At 68.7% G+C, this 14,734-nt stretch carries 18 protein-coding genes; 13 read left to right on the top strand and 5 right to left on the bottom strand.

Going from position 1 to position 14,734, the window contains the following annotated elements; genetic code table 11:
* Positions 1–1,272 precede the first annotated feature (1,272 nt).
* The 4 genes from AB0K02_RS23495 to AB0K02_RS23510 form a co-directional block, all read right to left on the bottom strand.
* Positions 1,273–2,181 (bottom strand): FAD-dependent oxidoreductase, encoded by a 909-nt coding sequence (locus AB0K02_RS23495; protein WP_365994468.1) that lies wholly within the window; start codon positions 2,179–2,181, stop codon positions 1,273–1,275.
* Positions 2,174–2,740, bottom strand: a complete 567-nt coding sequence (locus AB0K02_RS23500) for an isochorismatase family cysteine hydrolase (protein ID WP_365994469.1) — start codon at positions 2,738–2,740, stop codon at positions 2,174–2,176. The genes AB0K02_RS23495 and AB0K02_RS23500 overlap by 8 nt, the downstream gene beginning before the upstream one ends.
* Before the next feature lie 15 nt (positions 2,741–2,755).
* Positions 2,756–3,922 carry an XRE family transcriptional regulator gene (locus AB0K02_RS23505; RefSeq protein ID WP_365994470.1) on the bottom strand — a complete coding sequence of 389 codons (1,167 nt, stop codon included), beginning with the start codon at positions 3,920–3,922 and terminating at the stop codon, positions 2,756–2,758.
* 218 nt (positions 3,923–4,140) lie between these two features.
* Positions 4,141–4,488, bottom strand: coding sequence for a winged helix-turn-helix domain-containing protein (locus AB0K02_RS23510; RefSeq protein WP_365994471.1), 348 nt, complete (start codon positions 4,486–4,488; stop codon positions 4,141–4,143).
* Positions 4,489–4,841: 353 nt separating this feature from the next.
* Here AB0K02_RS23510 and AB0K02_RS23515 point away from each other — a divergent pair, with 353 nt between their 5' ends.
* The 13 genes from AB0K02_RS23515 to AB0K02_RS23575 all read left to right on the top strand — a co-directional run bounded on the left by AB0K02_RS23515 (position 4,842) and on the right by AB0K02_RS23575 (position 14,155).
* A complete protein-coding gene (locus tag AB0K02_RS23515; RefSeq protein ID WP_365994472.1) occupies positions 4,842–5,576 on the top strand; it encodes a hypothetical protein in 735 nt (244 codons plus the stop codon).
* 171 nt (positions 5,577–5,747) lie between these two features.
* The gene (locus tag AB0K02_RS23520) at positions 5,748–6,167 is read left to right on the top strand and encodes a hypothetical protein (RefSeq protein WP_365994473.1); all 420 of its coding nucleotides are present in this window, start codon (positions 5,748–5,750) and stop codon (positions 6,165–6,167) included.
* Positions 6,164–6,652: an ATP-binding protein gene (locus AB0K02_RS23525; RefSeq protein ID WP_365994474.1), complete on the top strand. Its 489-nt coding sequence runs from the start codon at positions 6,164–6,166 to the stop codon at positions 6,650–6,652. Before AB0K02_RS23520 ends, AB0K02_RS23525 begins: the two co-directional genes overlap by 4 nt.
* Positions 6,653–6,771: 119 nt before the next feature.
* Positions 6,772–6,948 carry a hypothetical protein gene (locus tag AB0K02_RS23530; protein WP_365994475.1) on the top strand — a complete coding sequence of 59 codons (177 nt, stop codon included), beginning with the start codon at positions 6,772–6,774 and terminating at the stop codon, positions 6,946–6,948.
* Between the two features lie 33 nt (positions 6,949–6,981).
* Positions 6,982–7,287 (top strand): WhiB family transcriptional regulator, encoded by a 306-nt coding sequence (locus AB0K02_RS23535; RefSeq protein WP_365994476.1) that lies wholly within the window; start codon positions 6,982–6,984, stop codon positions 7,285–7,287.
* A gap of 518 nt (positions 7,288–7,805) precedes the next feature.
* Positions 7,806–8,237 carry a hypothetical protein gene (locus tag AB0K02_RS23540; RefSeq protein ID WP_365994477.1) on the top strand — a complete coding sequence of 144 codons (432 nt, stop codon included), beginning with the start codon at positions 7,806–7,808 and terminating at the stop codon, positions 8,235–8,237.
* Between the two features lie 691 nt (positions 8,238–8,928).
* The gene (locus tag AB0K02_RS23545; protein ID WP_365994478.1) at positions 8,929–10,398 is read left to right on the top strand and encodes a DUF2637 domain-containing protein; all 1,470 of its coding nucleotides are present in this window, start codon (positions 8,929–8,931) and stop codon (positions 10,396–10,398) included.
* A gap of 214 nt (positions 10,399–10,612) precedes the next feature.
* The gene (locus AB0K02_RS23550; RefSeq protein ID WP_365994479.1) at positions 10,613–10,819 is read left to right on the top strand and encodes a hypothetical protein; all 207 of its coding nucleotides are present in this window, start codon (positions 10,613–10,615) and stop codon (positions 10,817–10,819) included.
* 512 nt (positions 10,820–11,331) lie between these two features.
* Positions 11,332–11,910, top strand: a complete 579-nt coding sequence (locus AB0K02_RS23555; RefSeq protein WP_365994480.1) for a hypothetical protein — start codon at positions 11,332–11,334, stop codon at positions 11,908–11,910.
* 82 nt (positions 11,911–11,992) lie between these two features.
* Positions 11,993–12,376 (top strand): hypothetical protein, encoded by a 384-nt coding sequence (locus AB0K02_RS23560; protein ID WP_365994481.1) that lies wholly within the window; start codon positions 11,993–11,995, stop codon positions 12,374–12,376.
* Positions 12,373–13,371 carry a hypothetical protein gene (locus tag AB0K02_RS23565; RefSeq protein ID WP_365994482.1) on the top strand — a complete coding sequence of 333 codons (999 nt, stop codon included), beginning with the start codon at positions 12,373–12,375 and terminating at the stop codon, positions 13,369–13,371. The genes AB0K02_RS23560 and AB0K02_RS23565 overlap by 4 nt, the downstream gene beginning before the upstream one ends.
* 203 nt (positions 13,372–13,574) lie before the next feature.
* Complete coding sequence (locus AB0K02_RS23570) at positions 13,575–13,802, top strand: hypothetical protein (protein WP_365994483.1); 228 nt, start codon at positions 13,575–13,577, stop codon at positions 13,800–13,802.
* A gap of 185 nt (positions 13,803–13,987) precedes the next feature.
* Entirely contained in the window at positions 13,988–14,155 is a 168-nt protein-coding gene (locus AB0K02_RS23575) for a hypothetical protein (RefSeq protein WP_365994484.1), read from the top strand.
* Between the two features lie 189 nt (positions 14,156–14,344).
* On the opposite strand, the gene AB0K02_RS23580 is transcribed toward AB0K02_RS23575, so the two are convergent.
* Positions 14,345–14,506, bottom strand: coding sequence for a hypothetical protein (locus tag AB0K02_RS23580; RefSeq protein WP_365994485.1), 162 nt, complete (start codon positions 14,504–14,506; stop codon positions 14,345–14,347).
* Positions 14,507–14,734: the final 228 nt, after the last annotated feature.

Genomic DNA, 14,734 nt, shown 5'->3' on the forward strand with positions numbered 1-14,734 from the left:
GACGCTGTCTGCTGCCGTACGGATTCCGTGACGCCGTGCCGCTGCAGACGCGACAGAACGTTCGCTGCGGTCGCCGGCGAGCAGCCCAACAGCCGCGCGACCGTCGCCGCGGGACGGCCCCGCCTCGTGTCGACGGCTCCGGGGCAAAGACGAAGCCAGCCCTTCGAGTTCGACGACAGGACCATCAGCAGCAGTCCGAGCCGGTCCGTCGCCGCTCCCCGGCCCCTGCGCCCGGCGAGCAGCCCAGGCGGGGTCGGCGCCCGGTCCTTCGGGGACCAGCCGGGACCGAAGAGGGACTCACACAGGCGTAACAGCACGGCGAGTTCCGTGCGCGACAGGGCGAGGGGGTTTTGTCGGTGGCGGGCCTGCTGTGCCCGGTACATGGGCATGATCCAGCACTCCAGGCCGGTCGTGTGGCCGGCCGAGTTGGTCGTGACCCGTGATCCGAGGACGCCAGCTCGGCGTAGCTCGGGCAGCACGGAGTGCGCGACCGTCGACTGGGACACTCCCAGCCAGCGGCCGAGCTCGGCTGCCCAGATCGATGTCGAATAGCCCGCGGAGGCCCTGGCCTTGGCCGTGAGTACGACGGTTGCAAGCCGGGCGGCGTCCGACACCTGAGGAGCACTGACGAGGGCCTGGAGAGCTGCGAGCAACCGTCCGCGCATCGTCTGTGTCAGCCGCAGCGGATTGTCGATCGGCAGCGGTATCACCGGACCGGCCTCGCTCGAGGCATGACGCCTCGCCCGGCGGGGTGATGGCGCGCAGGCCTGCACCGAGGACGCGGCCGCAGCGGTGCTCACCCGAGCTCCTGCTGAAGGTCGGTAGGGAGCCGATTTGTGAGGCCGGTCGGCACCTTGCGTCCGGCGCGAGAAGGGACCAGCCTGGGCCGCGTTTCCGGCCGGCCACAAGCGGCGGTGAAAGCGTCCTGCGATCGGTATCGGCGCCGCTGGGGCGGCTGGATCTGAGGTATGCGGGCAGGCCAACGCTGGCGACCCGGGGCCGCGTCATGCATGATGGGGCCGTCTTCCTCGCTTGGGTGAAGGCACAACGAGGCGCCAACACGGTGCTTCGTGGTTCTGGGCGAACCAGATGTGAACCGTTCGATCGGCGGCGAACCGGTCGGACGATCCCTTCGGAGGGCTGGCGAAGTTCTCCGGTGTCAGAGGGGCGGCGGCCCGGGTGACGGCGAATCACCTGGGCCGGACAGCCCGAGCGGCACTCTCGATCTAGTGCCGTCTCCTGTGGCTAGGTCATAGGTCTCCCTCTCCCCTTTCAGGTTTGCAGCGCGGTGGCGTAGTAGTGGGCGAGCACGGCTTCGGCACCCGACCCCTGGCTGGTGGAGATGCGCTGGTATCGGGCGGATCTCAGGTCGCCGGCAATCTGGATACGGGGGTGCTGCTGTTCGGGCGGGCAGTAGCCGTCTTCTCCGCGTGCAAGGCCTTCGAGGGCCGCTGGTTTGTTGCCCAGGTTGCTGAGCACGGTGGTGGCCACGTAGGACGTTCGGTCTCCTGCGCGTTGCTCGACTTCGACCAGCCAGCCGTCTCCGTACGTCGGGCGGGCGATCGCCACGTGGGCGACGGGCACGATGCGAACGCGCTCGTCCCGCTTGACCTCCTCGACCTTGTAGTCATCGGCGGGAGGGCACAGGACATGGAGTGTCGTCGACGCCTCTGGATGGGCGCGGAGCCAGGTTCCCAAGGGCCGATCGCCGCCGAGGACGTACGTCCTTCCTGCGAGATCCTGTGGGACGGCCCGCCACAGCGGTGGCGCGATGAACGCGCTGCGGGTGGTGACCCAGTCGACGTCGGATGGCGTGAGTGCGGCGACGCCTGTCGCCACCACGACCGCCTGCGCGGTCATCAGGTCGCCCTTTTCAAGAGTGAGCTCGGCACGGTCGTCGAGGCCACGCACGCTCACGGCGGTTGCGTGTACGAGGGTGCACCGCCCCGCTTTGGTGAGGCGTTCGAGGTCGGCTGTCAGCGCTGCGGCCAGTTGCGGTCCGTTCGACCAGTTGCCGGCGACGTTGTCCAGGGCGCCGATGGTGTGGAGTTTGCCGCCGACGCGGCCGGCCTCCACGACGATGGTGCGCAGGTTGAGGCTGGCGGCCATGACCGCGGCGGCGACTCCGCTGGGTCCGGCCCCGACCACCACCACGTCCGCGTCGTACCGGGGCTCACCCATGCGCGGCCTCCTGGTTCCCGCTGAGTCGGGACAGGACCGCGTCGCTGGTGACGACATGATCAGGACCGATGTTCCGTGCCGCGAGCAGCAGTGCGGCATCGTGGTACTCGGGTCCCCCGGTGGAGGCGCAGGCGTCGGTGACGATCCAGGGGCGGTAGCCGCGCTGGTAGGCATCCACGGCGGAGTCGTAGACGCACGCGTCGGTGTCGATGCCACACAGCACCAGGTCGCTCCAGCCCGCGTCGCGGATCAGGTCAATGCCCTCGGCGGTGAAGAGCGACGACTGGCCTTTGTCGATGACGGCGGCTGCGCGGCCGATGTACGGGACGAGCTCAGGCACGAGTGCCTGCTCCTCGGGCGTGCGGAGCCTGGTCCAGCCGGTGATCGTCTCATAGGGCGAGCCTGGCTCATTGTGGAACCGGGTCAACACCACGGGAGCTCCAAGCGCATGCCAGCCCTTCACGAGCCGCACGACTGCAGGCAGGACGCTTCGGCTGTGCTGGTTGACAAAGCCCTGCTGCACGTCGATGACCAGCAGCGCTGTTGAACGAGGGTCCACGCGGTTCGCCTTCCTCTAGGGGTTGGTGTCTCGAAGGGCATCCTGGGCAGCGCGCAACCGGTCAGGAAGTTCGCTGGTTGCGAGGATCGCCTCGCGCATCATGCGGTGCTGTACCGATTCGGTCGGGCGAGCCGTGGTGAGCCGGAAGAAGGCGCTGCGCAGGTATCGCCAGCTGTATTCGCTCGGCAGTACCGGATCGAGCCCGTCCTCGACCATGTGCAGGACGTAGGCCGAGAGCGCCCACAGTGCCTGGACGTCCAACTCGAGGGCGATGATCTGCTGCATGGTCAGCGCCCGCTCGTCCGCCTGCGGGTGATAGGCGACGCCCGACCAGCCCGCCACGCCTCGGGACACCCCTCCGCCGAACAGCACGGCTTCGGGATGGGCCCATCCGTCTCGGAACTTCGCATCCTCCACGCCGAGGCCGAGCGGCACGACGTTCGCGGGGTCCTGCCGGTCGACGAGCACCGACGGAGTGGTGAGCAGCTGGAGAGCCGTGTCGAGCCCCGCGTCCGTCCAGGAGTTCTCCCGGAGCTCGTAGGCAGACAGCATGTACTGCGGCACCGGGGACGGCCCTGTGGCTGGTCCCTGACTGTGCTGAGCCAGGAGCAGAGAGAGCCGATCACCGACCCAGGCCGGCTCGCGCTGGTACGTCCGGTAGCGCCATACAGCAAGCTCAGTGAGCGAGTTGACGTGCCTGTGCTCCTCGAGGTGGGCAACGGCGACGCCGCATGCGTAGACGTGCAGGGTCGATGCGTGAGCTGAGCGGTGACCCGCGGGGAGCACGCGGCGATCGAGGCCGCCTGGGCCGGTTGCCCGGGGGGCACCAACTGCGAACAAGGGGGCAATCCGCTCGCCGAGGTACACGGGCAGGAACTTGTGCGAGACGACCGTGCACGAGGCAGGTACCGCAGGGATGTCCCCCGCAGCGGGAGCTGGTTCGCCGCGCAGGGCCGCCAGGCGCACGCGGAAGGCCTCCTGCTCCTCCGGAGAGCACTGACTTAACGTCAGGTCCAGGACCTGAGCCATCGCTGGACGGCACACCCTGTTGGGGTACTGCTTCCACTTCGACACCGTTCGGGGATCGATGCCCAAACGACCGGCGAAATCCCGCACGGATTCACGCATCACCGAGCGCAGGAGCGTCGCTTCCTCGCCTGTCCAGTTCTCCACGGCGATCACTACACACCCCCTAGGTAGTCATTCGACAGGCCGAAGTCGCGCAAGTACCACGCTGGTTCCACACCAGTTCCACGGTCGGGCCTCTCACGAAAGGCTCGTGCCCAGGAAGCTGTTCATGTTGATCGAAATCCGAGCGAGCTGCCCACGGGAGTAGGCCCATGCGACTGTACGAGCGCCGGGTTCGGAGTGCGGCGAGGTCGTCTCGCGAGGGAGGCGCGTCAGCTGTCGGAGCTGGCGCTGTTCCGATCGCGCTCAAGACGCTCCAGGCGAGCAGTCAGGTCGGCGACCTGGTCCTCGAGTCGCTTGATGGCCTGGCTCGTGGGGTCGGCGACGGCGTCGAGAGCCGACTCGCGGATGTAGCTGCCGCGGCCTTGGTGGGAGTAGATGATCCCGTCGGCCCGAAGTTCCGCGAGGGCTCTCTGCACCGTGCCGGGTGCGACGTCGTATGTCTCGGCCAGCACTCGGGTACTGGGCAGCTTCTCGCCCACCTGCAGCCGGCCGAGCCGGATCCGGTCTCGGACCTCTTGCACAATGCGCTGGTAGGGCTGCAGGGACTCGTCCGTCATGGGCCACATCGTAGAGCCACCTCATCCGGATAGATACGTTGCTCAACTCGGTTGACACAGCTCCAACTGTATCAGCTAACCTATGAATGTCGATGAGGTTCTCGTCGGCAGGCGCCTCCGAGGTCCCTTGCGGGACTGCGAGGCCTGACCAAGAAAAACAGCGGTTGCCACCGTCTCGACGGCGGCCTGGGGTTGAGCTTTGGCTCCTCCGGTCGAGGCAGCTGTACCGAATATCGCGCACCACCCGAACGACCTCTGCACAGCGCTGCTGCGCTGTCTGTCTGCCGGGCCGGCACCAGCGGTCACCCGGCAGGCAGAGAAGGCAGCACCGCACCTCAACCATGGGAGGCGACATGTCCAGGAACGGAACCCGCACCAAATGCACGAACGGCCGGCCAGCGCTACTGCTCAGCACGGTGGCCGCGGAAGACTTCAACGTCCGTCCAACCGAGATCAAGTCGATCGTCTGCCCCGACTGTGGCACTTGGAGACGCATCCTCGGCGACACGAGGCTCAAGATCCGTGAGCACCCCGGCCTCGGCAAGGTCGCTGGCGGGGAGAAGCCCGCGAGCTGCCCTGGTAGCTATCAGCTCGTCATCCTCGACATCGACGTGCGGGCGTGGCAGGCACGGCAGGATCGGCTGCTGCGGGACGCGATGCCCGCGGAGAACCGGCGAGCGGGCCGGCAGTTCTACAAGCCGATGCCGGACCCGGCTGCCCCGGTCCATCGCATCAAGGGCCGGGTCACGCTCGACAAGGCGCGGCAGATCTACCTCGCTCACCGCGCGGCCTGTGCGGCCTGTACCGGTCGGTCGCACTGCGACAGCGGAATGCAGCTCGCAGACCTCTACGTCCAGCGCCTCCAGGAGGAGCCGCAGCGCAAGGAGCACCGCAAGGGTGCGGCGCGGTACGAGCGGAAGGTGGAGCGCGCCAGGGCCCGGTCCTTCCCGCGGCGGCGAGCGGCCGAGTGGAACAGCGTCCAGGCGTCGGTCGCGGCGGCAGACATGCAGCGCGGCGTGATTCCCGACGGCTCTGTCCCGGCGGATGGCCCTGACGTGCCGCTTGAGCCCCTGCGCGTCCGGCGCTGAGGAAGAGCTGAACGAACACCCACGGCCGCGGCCCTGCTCCCCGCATCGGGGAAGGGCCGCGGCCGTGGCTGCTCGTACGGCGGCCGGCTCCTTTCTGGGAGCCGCACACAAGGCGACAGCCCCGGGGTCTGCATCCCCGGGGCTGTTCTGCAGGACCTTCTGGGAGGCCCGATGAGCATCGTACGCACCCCAACTGCCTTACCCATCAACGCAGGTGTCATCGACGACATCGAATCCGGGGACGACGCCCGCGGTCCCGAACCCGAGGAACACCACGGCGCCGCCGCTGACCTGATGCTGCGGATGTCGCGGCAAGCGGACAACCGCATCCCGCCCGAGCGCCGGGCCCGTCGAACCCTCGGGCAGATGGTGCCCGGCGGCGCCATGCCCGCGCTGCTGTCCTTCGCCGCACGCTCCGAGGCGCCGAACATGGACAAGACGCGCGCCCGTCCGACGGGGACCGACGCTCAGCTGCCCTGCACGGTGTGCAGGGGGAAGGGCGGCAGGGTGGTCGACACGAGCAGCGGCGGGGTCACCCGACAGTCCTGGCACCAGTGCACGTCCTGCCGTGGATCGGGGGTCGCGCGATGAGCTCCATCGCCACCGGCACGGCGACGAAGTGCCCTCTGGGCGAGCCGCTGCCTGAACTACCCGCCTCGAAGCCCGGGTTCTTCGTGCGCCCCCGCGCCGAGGGATTCGTCGCCCACATCGCGGCGTCGCCCGAGGCCCTGCGGGCCGTGCGCAGCCTGACGGGAACGGTCCTGGAAGCGGTGGGCGTTGGCTCTGATGCCGCGTACACCGCGCAGCAGGTCCTCTCCGAGCTGGTCGGGAACGCCGTCGCAGCCGTCGGCCCTCACGCGCCCCTGGTGGTCGAGGTGTTCGGCACGATGAGCGGTGTCGCGGTGCGGGTCCACGACCCGCTGCCCGGTATCCCGACGCGCCGGGGCGTACCGCTGGACAGCGATGAGGCGGAGTCCGGCAGGGGGCTCGGCTTGCTGGACCTGTACGCGCCGGGCTGGTCGATCCGCAAGTCACCGATCGGCAAGCAGATCGCGTGCCATATCCCCACTCGCTGACGGGCAACGGGGGCGGAAGGTCAACACGCAGGACGTACGACGGACCCTGCACTGCCGCAGCCGGAGATCACCGCCCCCCGCTCCCGCGACTCGTACACCACAGGCGAGGAGCGAACGCCGTGCCCGATGACCTCTACCAGCGCTACATGCGCGCCTACCAGGACGCAGACAAGCACACCCGCGGGTGCGCAGCCTGCCAGTCCGCAAAGCCCTGTCCCACCGGCAAGCCGCTGCACCGCCGATTCGCCAGCCTCCAGGACGCCTGGAACGAGCGACTTCGGCAGCAGCGCCGTTGAACCCTTCCCGCCAAAGACCTTGGAGACAACACGATGAAGAGCGTCACCTTCGGCCGCAGGGCCGACGTACCAGCCCCAGCCACCTACAACTGGCGCGACCTCTCGGCCTGTACGGAAGAGGAACCGGACCTGTTCTTCCCGATCGGCACCACCGGCCCGGCCGTGTTCCAGGTTGAGCAGGCCAAGGCGGTGTGCCGTCGGTGCCCCGTCACGGCGATCTGCCTCGACTGGGCGCTGCAGCACGGTGAGGACGAGGGCGTGTGGGGCGGCACCAGCGAGGACGAGCGCCGAGCAATGAAGCGTCGCGCCGCCCGCAAGCGACCCCGACGCAGCTCCTGACCAGCCCTGGCGCAACGCCCGGCACGGTCCGTCACCGTCGCCCGAGGGCGGAGGTGGCGGAGAGCGTCGGGATACGGCCCCGCTCTGCACCGAAGGAGCCGCCCGCCGGCCTGCCGTGGGCGGCACGGAGGCGAGCTTGGCCCTCCCCTTGCCCAGCCGCTCGCACGACAGGCAGTGGGCAGGTCCGGGCAACGGTCCGGCCGCTCCCCGTCCCCCGTCCAGGAGAACCACTTCACCGGCCACAGGAGGCGCCGGCGCGCGCCCGGGCCTCATCAGGAGCGCCCTGCCGGGTGACGCCCCACCCCCGACAGCGAGCGCAACCACAGCCCACCCCCGCCAGAGCGGTCCCGGCCGGACCTCCTCTCTCAACTCGCTCGCGAGGCAGGTCGGCCCTGTGCAGCCACGGTTCCCGAGGTCAGGGGGCCCTACCAGTCTGCCCCCCGGCAAAGTGCTGCGGCTTCGTCCGCACCACCTGTTCATCCATCCGCTTCCAGTAACCCATCTAGGGAGACCAACTCATGACTGTGCTCGCCTACTTCGGCTTCGCCGAGCCTGCCAAGGACACCATCGCCGCGCAGCGGCGGACCCGCCGCCGAGTGACGGTCGCCACCGGCACCGTCACCGCCCTCAGCCTGATGGGGCTCACACTCGCCGCGCCGGCCTCCGCCGACCCGACGTACATCGCCTACGAGGGACCCCTCGTCGACATCCACCCGAACCCGGGTACCGGCGGCCTCTACTTCCGCGACGCCGGAGGACACATCAAGGGCCTCATGGGCGAGAAGGACGAGGGGTCCGTGTTCGGCTGCCACCCCAACGACCCCACGCTGGCGTGGGTGGTCCAGACCTCGCGCGGCGATGGCCACGGCGGGTGGGGCACGTACGAGGGCTTCGTCCGCTTTGCCTACGCCTCGACGGAGGGCAACGTTCCGATCCCATGCGGCGGATGACCCATTGACCCGAACCGCCAGGTGCCGTGCCCGACCCTGAGGGAAGCGGGGTCGGGCACGGCCTCGCCGCCCGGACCGGCAGGCCACCGGCAGGGAAGCGCACCGCCCGGATGACCGGCGGGGCCGGTGAGGACACACCGGCCCGCATGCCACACAACTATTTTCCCGACGGGTCGACCGCATCCGCACAGCCAGCACGGGCGCCCAGGTCGCCCGGCGCCGCCGCGAGCAGCTCGAGCGCGCCGGCGGTGGCCGCTGATGGCGTGGGACTGGGATGCCTCCCTCGGCTCGGGCATCACCTCGAACCAAGAGCCCCAAGGAGGAAGCGGCCCGGCAACCACCCGCCCGGCGCCTACTGCGCCCGGAAGGAAGTTCGCCACGTAGGCCGCACTCGCGCCTGCCGGGGAGCCGTCCACCTTCGTTGCGGACGGCGCCCGGCCTCACTCACCCCAGGTGCCCGGTCCCGCGCCCGAGGCGACTGTCAGGGGGCCTCCAGCGGCACCACGCATCACCGCCATTGGGAGCCCTGCCCCAACCGCGCCACCCACCCCGGTCCCGTCATCGCCGCCCCTGTCGACGGCGTCGAGGAACACACCAGCTGACCGGCCGCTCGACGTCGCCCAGGACCTCGGCCTCCCTGGACGGCGTCGCCCGACCGGCAAGAAGAGCCAAAGCCCAGGGAGAAAGAGAAGTGACCACCGCGAATTCCATGAAGGCCCCCAGTCGAGGCAGCGTCATCGCCTTCCGCTTTCTCACGGCCGCCATTATCATCGGCGCAGCTATCGTAGGAGCCATCGGATTCGCCGGTTCGTACGACTCCCTCAAAGAGCTCGCGGAAGACAAGGGGTTCGGCGGCTTTTCCTACTTCCTGCCGGTGGGCGTAGATGCCGGAATTGTGGTTCTTCTCGGCCTGGATCTCTGGCTCACGAGAATGCGTATTCCTATGCCGCTGATGCGGCAGGCGGCTTGGGTTCTCACCGTGGCGACAATCTACTTCAACGCGAACGCTGGAATCCCGGAGCCAACCGTAACAAATCCGTACCCGTCACTTTGGGACGATCCGGTCGCTGTCGGAATGCACTCGGTGCTTCCCCTTTTGTTTGTGGCGACCGTGGAAGCTGCCCGCCACGCTGTGCGCCGCCTGGCGCATCTGGCGGAGGACAATTCCATGGACAAGGTACGTACATCGCGGTGGTTTCTCGATCCGCTGCGGACGTTCGGTCTTTGGCGACGCATGCGTCTGTGGGAGATCACCTCCTATGCGAAGGCTCTTCTGCGAGAGCGGGAGCGCCTGGTGTACCTCTACCGCCTGCGGGCCCGGTATGGGTCCAAGCGCAAGGCCCCCGTCGAGGTGGCTCTGCCCCTGAGGCTCGCCGACTACGGTGAGCCACTTCCGGCGCCCCCGCTGACCAAGCGGGAGGAGGCCGAGCAGGCCGAGGCCGAGGCTCGCGAAAGGGCTCGCGAGGCCGAGCGCGAGGCTCGCGCGAGGCAGGACCGAGCGGCCCGGCAGGCGGAGGAGCAGAAGCGTCGCGAGGCGGAGCGCGAGGACCGCGAGGCTCGAGAGAAGGCCGAGCGCGAGGCTCGCGAGGCGGAGCGCGAGGCGGCTCGCGACGAGCACGAGCGGGAAATGGCGAGGCTCGCGGCGGAGTCCGAGGCCCGGCTTCGCGAGGCTCGCGAAGCCGCCCGGATCAAGGCCGAGGAACGCGAACGCGAGGCTCGTATCGAGGCTGAGCGCCACGCGCGTGAAGAGGCTCGCAGGAAGGAAGAAGAGCAGGTCAAGGCAGATGAGGTTCAACGTCGCGAGGCTGCGCGGGCTGCCTCGCGAAGCTGGCATGAGCAGCCTCGCGAAACTCGCGAGGGCCTCGTCGATCCGAGTCCTGCGCCGTCCTCGCGAGCCTCGCAAGCGGCGCCCTCGCAGAGCGGGGGCTCGCTGAGCCGCGAGGAGCAGAAGGCTCAGCGCGAGGATGCCGAGCTGCACGCCGCGAGCCTCATCCTCGCGGACAGCCGACCGACCGCGAAGGATTTCGGAAGCCTCTACGGCCAGGGCGAGACCTGGGGCGGCGACCGCCTCCGCAAGGCCTCGAAACGACTTGGAAGCGATGCGGAGTTCCGGGACCGAGCCGAGAAATTGAGGCTCGAGCGCATGCTCACCAGCACCTAGTCGTCACACCACGTAGTCATCGGGCGAGTCCCGCGAGCCTTGCGTGATCCCGGATCCCCCGGGCGTGCCGGACCCCTCGTGCCGTTCCTGCCGCACGGCCGCCCGTGGCTCCTCCCGGCCCGCCTCGCCGAAGCCGCACGTGCCCGGCCACGACGGCCGGGCACGTGCGCGAACCATGCCGCCCCATCCAGGAAGAGAAGAAGGGAGCACCACCATGCCTGCGCACGCCTCCCGGCCCGGCGTTGCTGCGCATCCCGGCACGCCGTGCCGGAGCGTCTTCGAGGGGGCCTCGCCCCGTTGCTTCATCCGCGCTCGCCGGCATCTGCGTCTTGTCCCGGATCTGAGCGCGTACGACCCGGCCGAGGACCGCATCCGCGAGCAGCTGCTCGCTATGGGGGTCGCGATGGGAGGCCGCTCGTGACCGCCACAGACGACACCGGAACCGCGGCCGAGCCGAAGGTAGATGGCGAGGGAGATGCGGTAGACACGCAGGTCAGCGGTAAGAAAGGGGCAGCACCCGCCCCCCAGGGGAGGAGCGGCGAGGCCGTGGCAGTTCCCCGGGAGGGGAGGGTGATCACCCCCACCAGGGTCATCCCTGCGGACTCTCCGCTCTCGGTCATCCCGGATCAGACGGCACCCCCGCCCACCCCGATGGAGACAAGGGCCCCCGCTGGTCCACGTCCGCAAAAGGCTCGGCTCCTGAGCAACACCCGCCTGGTGGATCTCGTGGGCCACCAACCCCCGACCACCTCGACAACAGGGGGCTCCCACAGGCCGGTCAAGTCCAACTCCGCTCCCGAGGAGGACGCCGCGGCACCCCCGCAGTCCGCGCGGGTCGGCGATGCACCGGCCGGCCCCCGGGAGGACCGCCGAGATGGGCGGAGCAAGACGCGGGTGAAGGCCCTCGTTCCTGAGGCCGTAGAGGAAGTGGAGGTGGAAATTGCGGAGCCTCATGAGCCGAAGGAGAAGAAGGGACGGCCGAGGCGGCAGCGGAAACCGAGGTCATTGAGTTCCGATGTTCCTGGCAGCAAGAACCTCCCCGGCTTCTTGGACACCCCATGGCGCAGGTTCCTGCTGTTCTGGGGGACGGCCACCGCGGCAGGAGGCTATGCGGGCGTTCGCGTCTGGTTCTCCCGATGGGCCAACGATCCAATCCACCACGTTGACGGCGTGCTCGCCTACGCCATCACCCTCGTGGCATTCACCATCGGTTTTCGGATCTTCCGTGCCGCCCAGCTCAACCCGTTCGCCCTCTTCGGTCTGCTCGTCCTGACCGCGTGGCTCGGCTCAACCTTCGGTCCGGATTTACTTCCCTTCACTTATCCGCACACGGCTAAGGCCGGGCTTTCCCCATACGACACCAAACTCCTCGCCAATGCGATCGGTCTGATCGGTCCGATGGCGTGGTGGATGTGGCTGCTCCGGCGCAAGTTCTGGCTGTTGCGGTGGCTTGCATGCGCACTGCTGAGCAGCTCCATTCTCGCGTGCGCGATGTTCAGGACAGCATCCTGACCTCGTCCTCAGTCCCTCAACTCACTTAGAGAAAGGCACGTTCGTGCATATCCTCGGGTCCGCTACCGCATCAGGGATCGCGATGCTGATTTTTGTCGTCTTGATTCTCGCGATTCGAGGCACTGACCTTCAGTTCATCAATTCCGACAAGAAATACGTTGCCGCGACCGCGTTCCTGTTCGGGATGATGGCCATGGCCGCCGGAAAGTCCTGGGCGGACCTGGTCAAGGGTGTACACGACCTGCCCGCGTCGGTTGTCGTCAACGGCCCCATGGGTGACCCGGGCACGGGCATCGCCACCCTGGTGTTCCTCCTGCTGGCGTTCGGCCCCGGCTGGAGGAAGCTGTGGATTCCAGCGATCTTCGGGATCGCGGCTGGTGTGTCGGCGGGGAACGCAGGCGGCTATATCGGTGTCGTCACCGAGATGGTCCGCACCAGCGTGCTGAGCATGGCGGATGCCTCATGACGTCGACTCAGCTCGCCTCTGCGTGGGAGGCCGTTCGCACTCCATTCGGTGGGCTCGGGACGCTCCTGAAGACCCTGCTGCGCGGAACACTCATCATCGGCTACATGGCCGTCCGGCTCGTTCTGGTCGGTGTCGTCACCGCTTGGCAGTCCCTGACCCGGCCGCCCACCACTGCCAGGCCCGCGCAGAGCGGCGATGGCGGCCCGGCCGCGAATGCGGCCGGCGTGAAGGAGCAGGACTCCGCTGACGCCCGGCAGGACCTGTTCGTGTCCGCGGTGATGGCGTTCGTCGTCGGTGCGGGCGTGATCGTCAGCTCGCTGGGTGGCGCCATCGCCTTCCTGGTCCCGCGCCTTGCCCCGTACGGCACGCTGATCGCCTACGGATTGCTGGCCGCGTGGCTGATCTCGGCCGGAATCGTGGGGTCGCGGGTGCCCCTCCCCTGGGGAACCCCCACACCCCAAAACGATCATGAAAAATCTTCGAGGGAGAGGGCACAGGAAGCCGAGCCCGCCGAGGACTCGGCCGACGTCCAGGCCCGCGCCGAGCGCGAACTGTGCATCGTCATCCTCCAGGCCGTGCAGGACGCCCACGAGAGGAAGCGCAAGGGCATCCACATGGCCGATCTCCTCGACCAACTGCGCGAGGAGTACACCGGCTTCGACGAGTGGGACATCACCCGACTGCGCAAGTGGTGCGACGGTGTCGGACTCCCCACCAACCGCAGCGTCAAGGTCAACGGGTCCAACCCCACCTGGGGCATTCGCCACGACGAGCTGACCATCACCCTCGGGATGCGCATCCCCGAGGCCATCGCAGCCCTTCGCAAGGCCCCCCTCCCGCGCCCCGCAGAAGGGATGCAGAAGGGGTCCGAGGAGAGGGCTTTCACCACCTCCGCTGCCGGCCCGGACACCGCCGCGGATGAGGCCGTTCCCACCACCCTGATTGCCCGGCACCTCCGGGCCGTCTCCGACCCCTCCCCTGGGGAGGCCGCCTGAACGCCCCGATTCGCAGGTAGACGCCATCTCCCTTGGCATCTACCTGCGAATCTCCCTCTCCATCTCCCTGCATCTACCGGTCGTCTACTCGCGGCGTCTCCCGGCCATCTCCCCCGGCACCGGCCGGAATCAGCCGCTCGCCCCCACCCCGTGGGCTTAACCTGCTTGGTCAACGCCAATGCGCCTACGAGGGGGACAGGGCCGTGCCCTGGGTCTATCACTGCGACAGCTGCAAGGTTCGCTCCGAGGAATACGACAGCGAGCGGGAAGCTAAAGATCACCGGGCCCGTCACCGCGCTCGCCAGCACGCGGTCGGCGACATCCCCGACGACCGAATCGAAGGCGACGGGCCTGTCACGACGGACACCCCCATCTGGGCGTACGTCATCGGCCTCGTCATCGCCCTGATCCTTCTCCGCATCCTGACCTGACCTTTCCCCAGACGCCCGTCCGGACCACCTCCGAGACGCCGCATTCGGGTGCCACAGCTATCCCTCGGTCGCGGGCGCAGTTGGGCATCGGTGCCCGATCACCGTGAACAACCTTTGTCCGCCCGAAGAGCGGGAGCGTGCTCTCCGGCCCGGGCCCTCTTGATCCCCGCGCGCACGGCGCGCAGATGGAGCGGGGTCCGCCTCCCACTGCTCGCCCGGAAACCGCCAGGGCGGCCGCACAGCCGGACCGCCTTCAGTCCAATGCCGAGCGCATCAACCCCATGCTCTGGCCCTACATCCTCGGCGGCTGCCTCCTCATCGACGCCCTCCACAAGCCCGGCATCATCACCTGATCTCACCGTCGGCCCACCAGCCCTCGGAACGACGGGAGCGGCCACCCCCATGAGGGTGGCCGCTCCCGTCGTTCCGGCACTCCCGTACAACGAACCGCCCAGCGCCCGAAGAGAGCTCCCTGCCCCTCCCATGCCCTCCACCGATCCGACTGCCATCGTCGCCGCCTACGGCTACCGCCCCATCGACCCCTACCCCGGCTCGACCCGCCTGCCCTGGCGCGTCCAGTGCACCATCTGCGGCCGCATCCGCCGCCCCCGCCTGTCCGCCGTCATCCGCAACGCCCCCGGCGCACGCTGCTCCCACAGCAGCCGGGGAGCCCGCATCCCCGACGCCATCACCGTCGCGGACATGCGCCTGTACGTCGGCGAGCCCATCGACCCCAACCCGGGCGTCTCATACCCCTGGCGGACCCGCTGCCAGAGCTGCGGCCGGATCGTCCACCCCCGCCTACTTCAGGCTCGTCACAAACCCAACCCCAAGGCCCCCTGCCACCACCGGGCCCCACACGCCTCCACCACGCCCGACGACGAGAGTGGGCAGAACAGGTCGACGACCGAATCATCACGCTCCCTATCACC

The sequence above is a fragment of the Streptomyces sp. NPDC049597 genome (assembly GCF_040675505.1).
Lineage (GTDB): Bacteria > Actinomycetota > Actinomycetes > Streptomycetales > Streptomycetaceae > Streptomyces.

Bases quoted from the DNA above. Each gene is read 5' to 3' on its own strand.
- AB0K02_RS23520 (WP_365994473.1), top strand. From the start codon at position 5,748: ATGAGCATCGTACGCACCCCAACTGCCTTACCCATCAACGCAGGTGTC.
- AB0K02_RS23565 (WP_365994482.1), top strand. From the start codon at position 12,373: ATGACGTCGACTCAGCTCGCCTCTGCGTGGGAGGCCGTTCGCACTCCA.
- AB0K02_RS23495 (WP_365994468.1), bottom strand. From the start codon at position 2,181: ATGGGTGAGCCCCGGTACGACGCGGACGTGGTGGTGGTCGGGGCCGGA.
- AB0K02_RS23525 (WP_365994474.1), top strand. From the start codon at position 6,164: ATGAGCTCCATCGCCACCGGCACGGCGACGAAGTGCCCTCTGGGCGAG.
- AB0K02_RS23540 (WP_365994477.1), top strand. From the start codon at position 7,806: ATGACTGTGCTCGCCTACTTCGGCTTCGCCGAGCCTGCCAAGGACACC.
- AB0K02_RS23535 (WP_365994476.1), top strand. From the start codon at position 6,982: ATGAAGAGCGTCACCTTCGGCCGCAGGGCCGACGTACCAGCCCCAGCC.
- AB0K02_RS23580 (WP_365994485.1), bottom strand. From the start codon at position 14,506: ATGTCCGCGACGGTGATGGCGTCGGGGATGCGGGCTCCCCGGCTGCTG.
- AB0K02_RS23575 (WP_365994484.1), top strand. From the start codon at position 13,988: ATGGAGCGGGGTCCGCCTCCCACTGCTCGCCCGGAAACCGCCAGGGCG.
- AB0K02_RS23550 (WP_365994479.1), top strand. From the start codon at position 10,613: ATGCCTGCGCACGCCTCCCGGCCCGGCGTTGCTGCGCATCCCGGCACG.
- AB0K02_RS23560 (WP_365994481.1), top strand. From the start codon at position 11,993: ATGCTGATTTTTGTCGTCTTGATTCTCGCGATTCGAGGCACTGACCTT.
- AB0K02_RS23510 (WP_365994471.1), bottom strand. From the start codon at position 4,488: ATGACGGACGAGTCCCTGCAGCCCTACCAGCGCATTGTGCAAGAGGTC.
- AB0K02_RS23515 (WP_365994472.1), top strand. From the start codon at position 4,842: ATGTCCAGGAACGGAACCCGCACCAAATGCACGAACGGCCGGCCAGCG.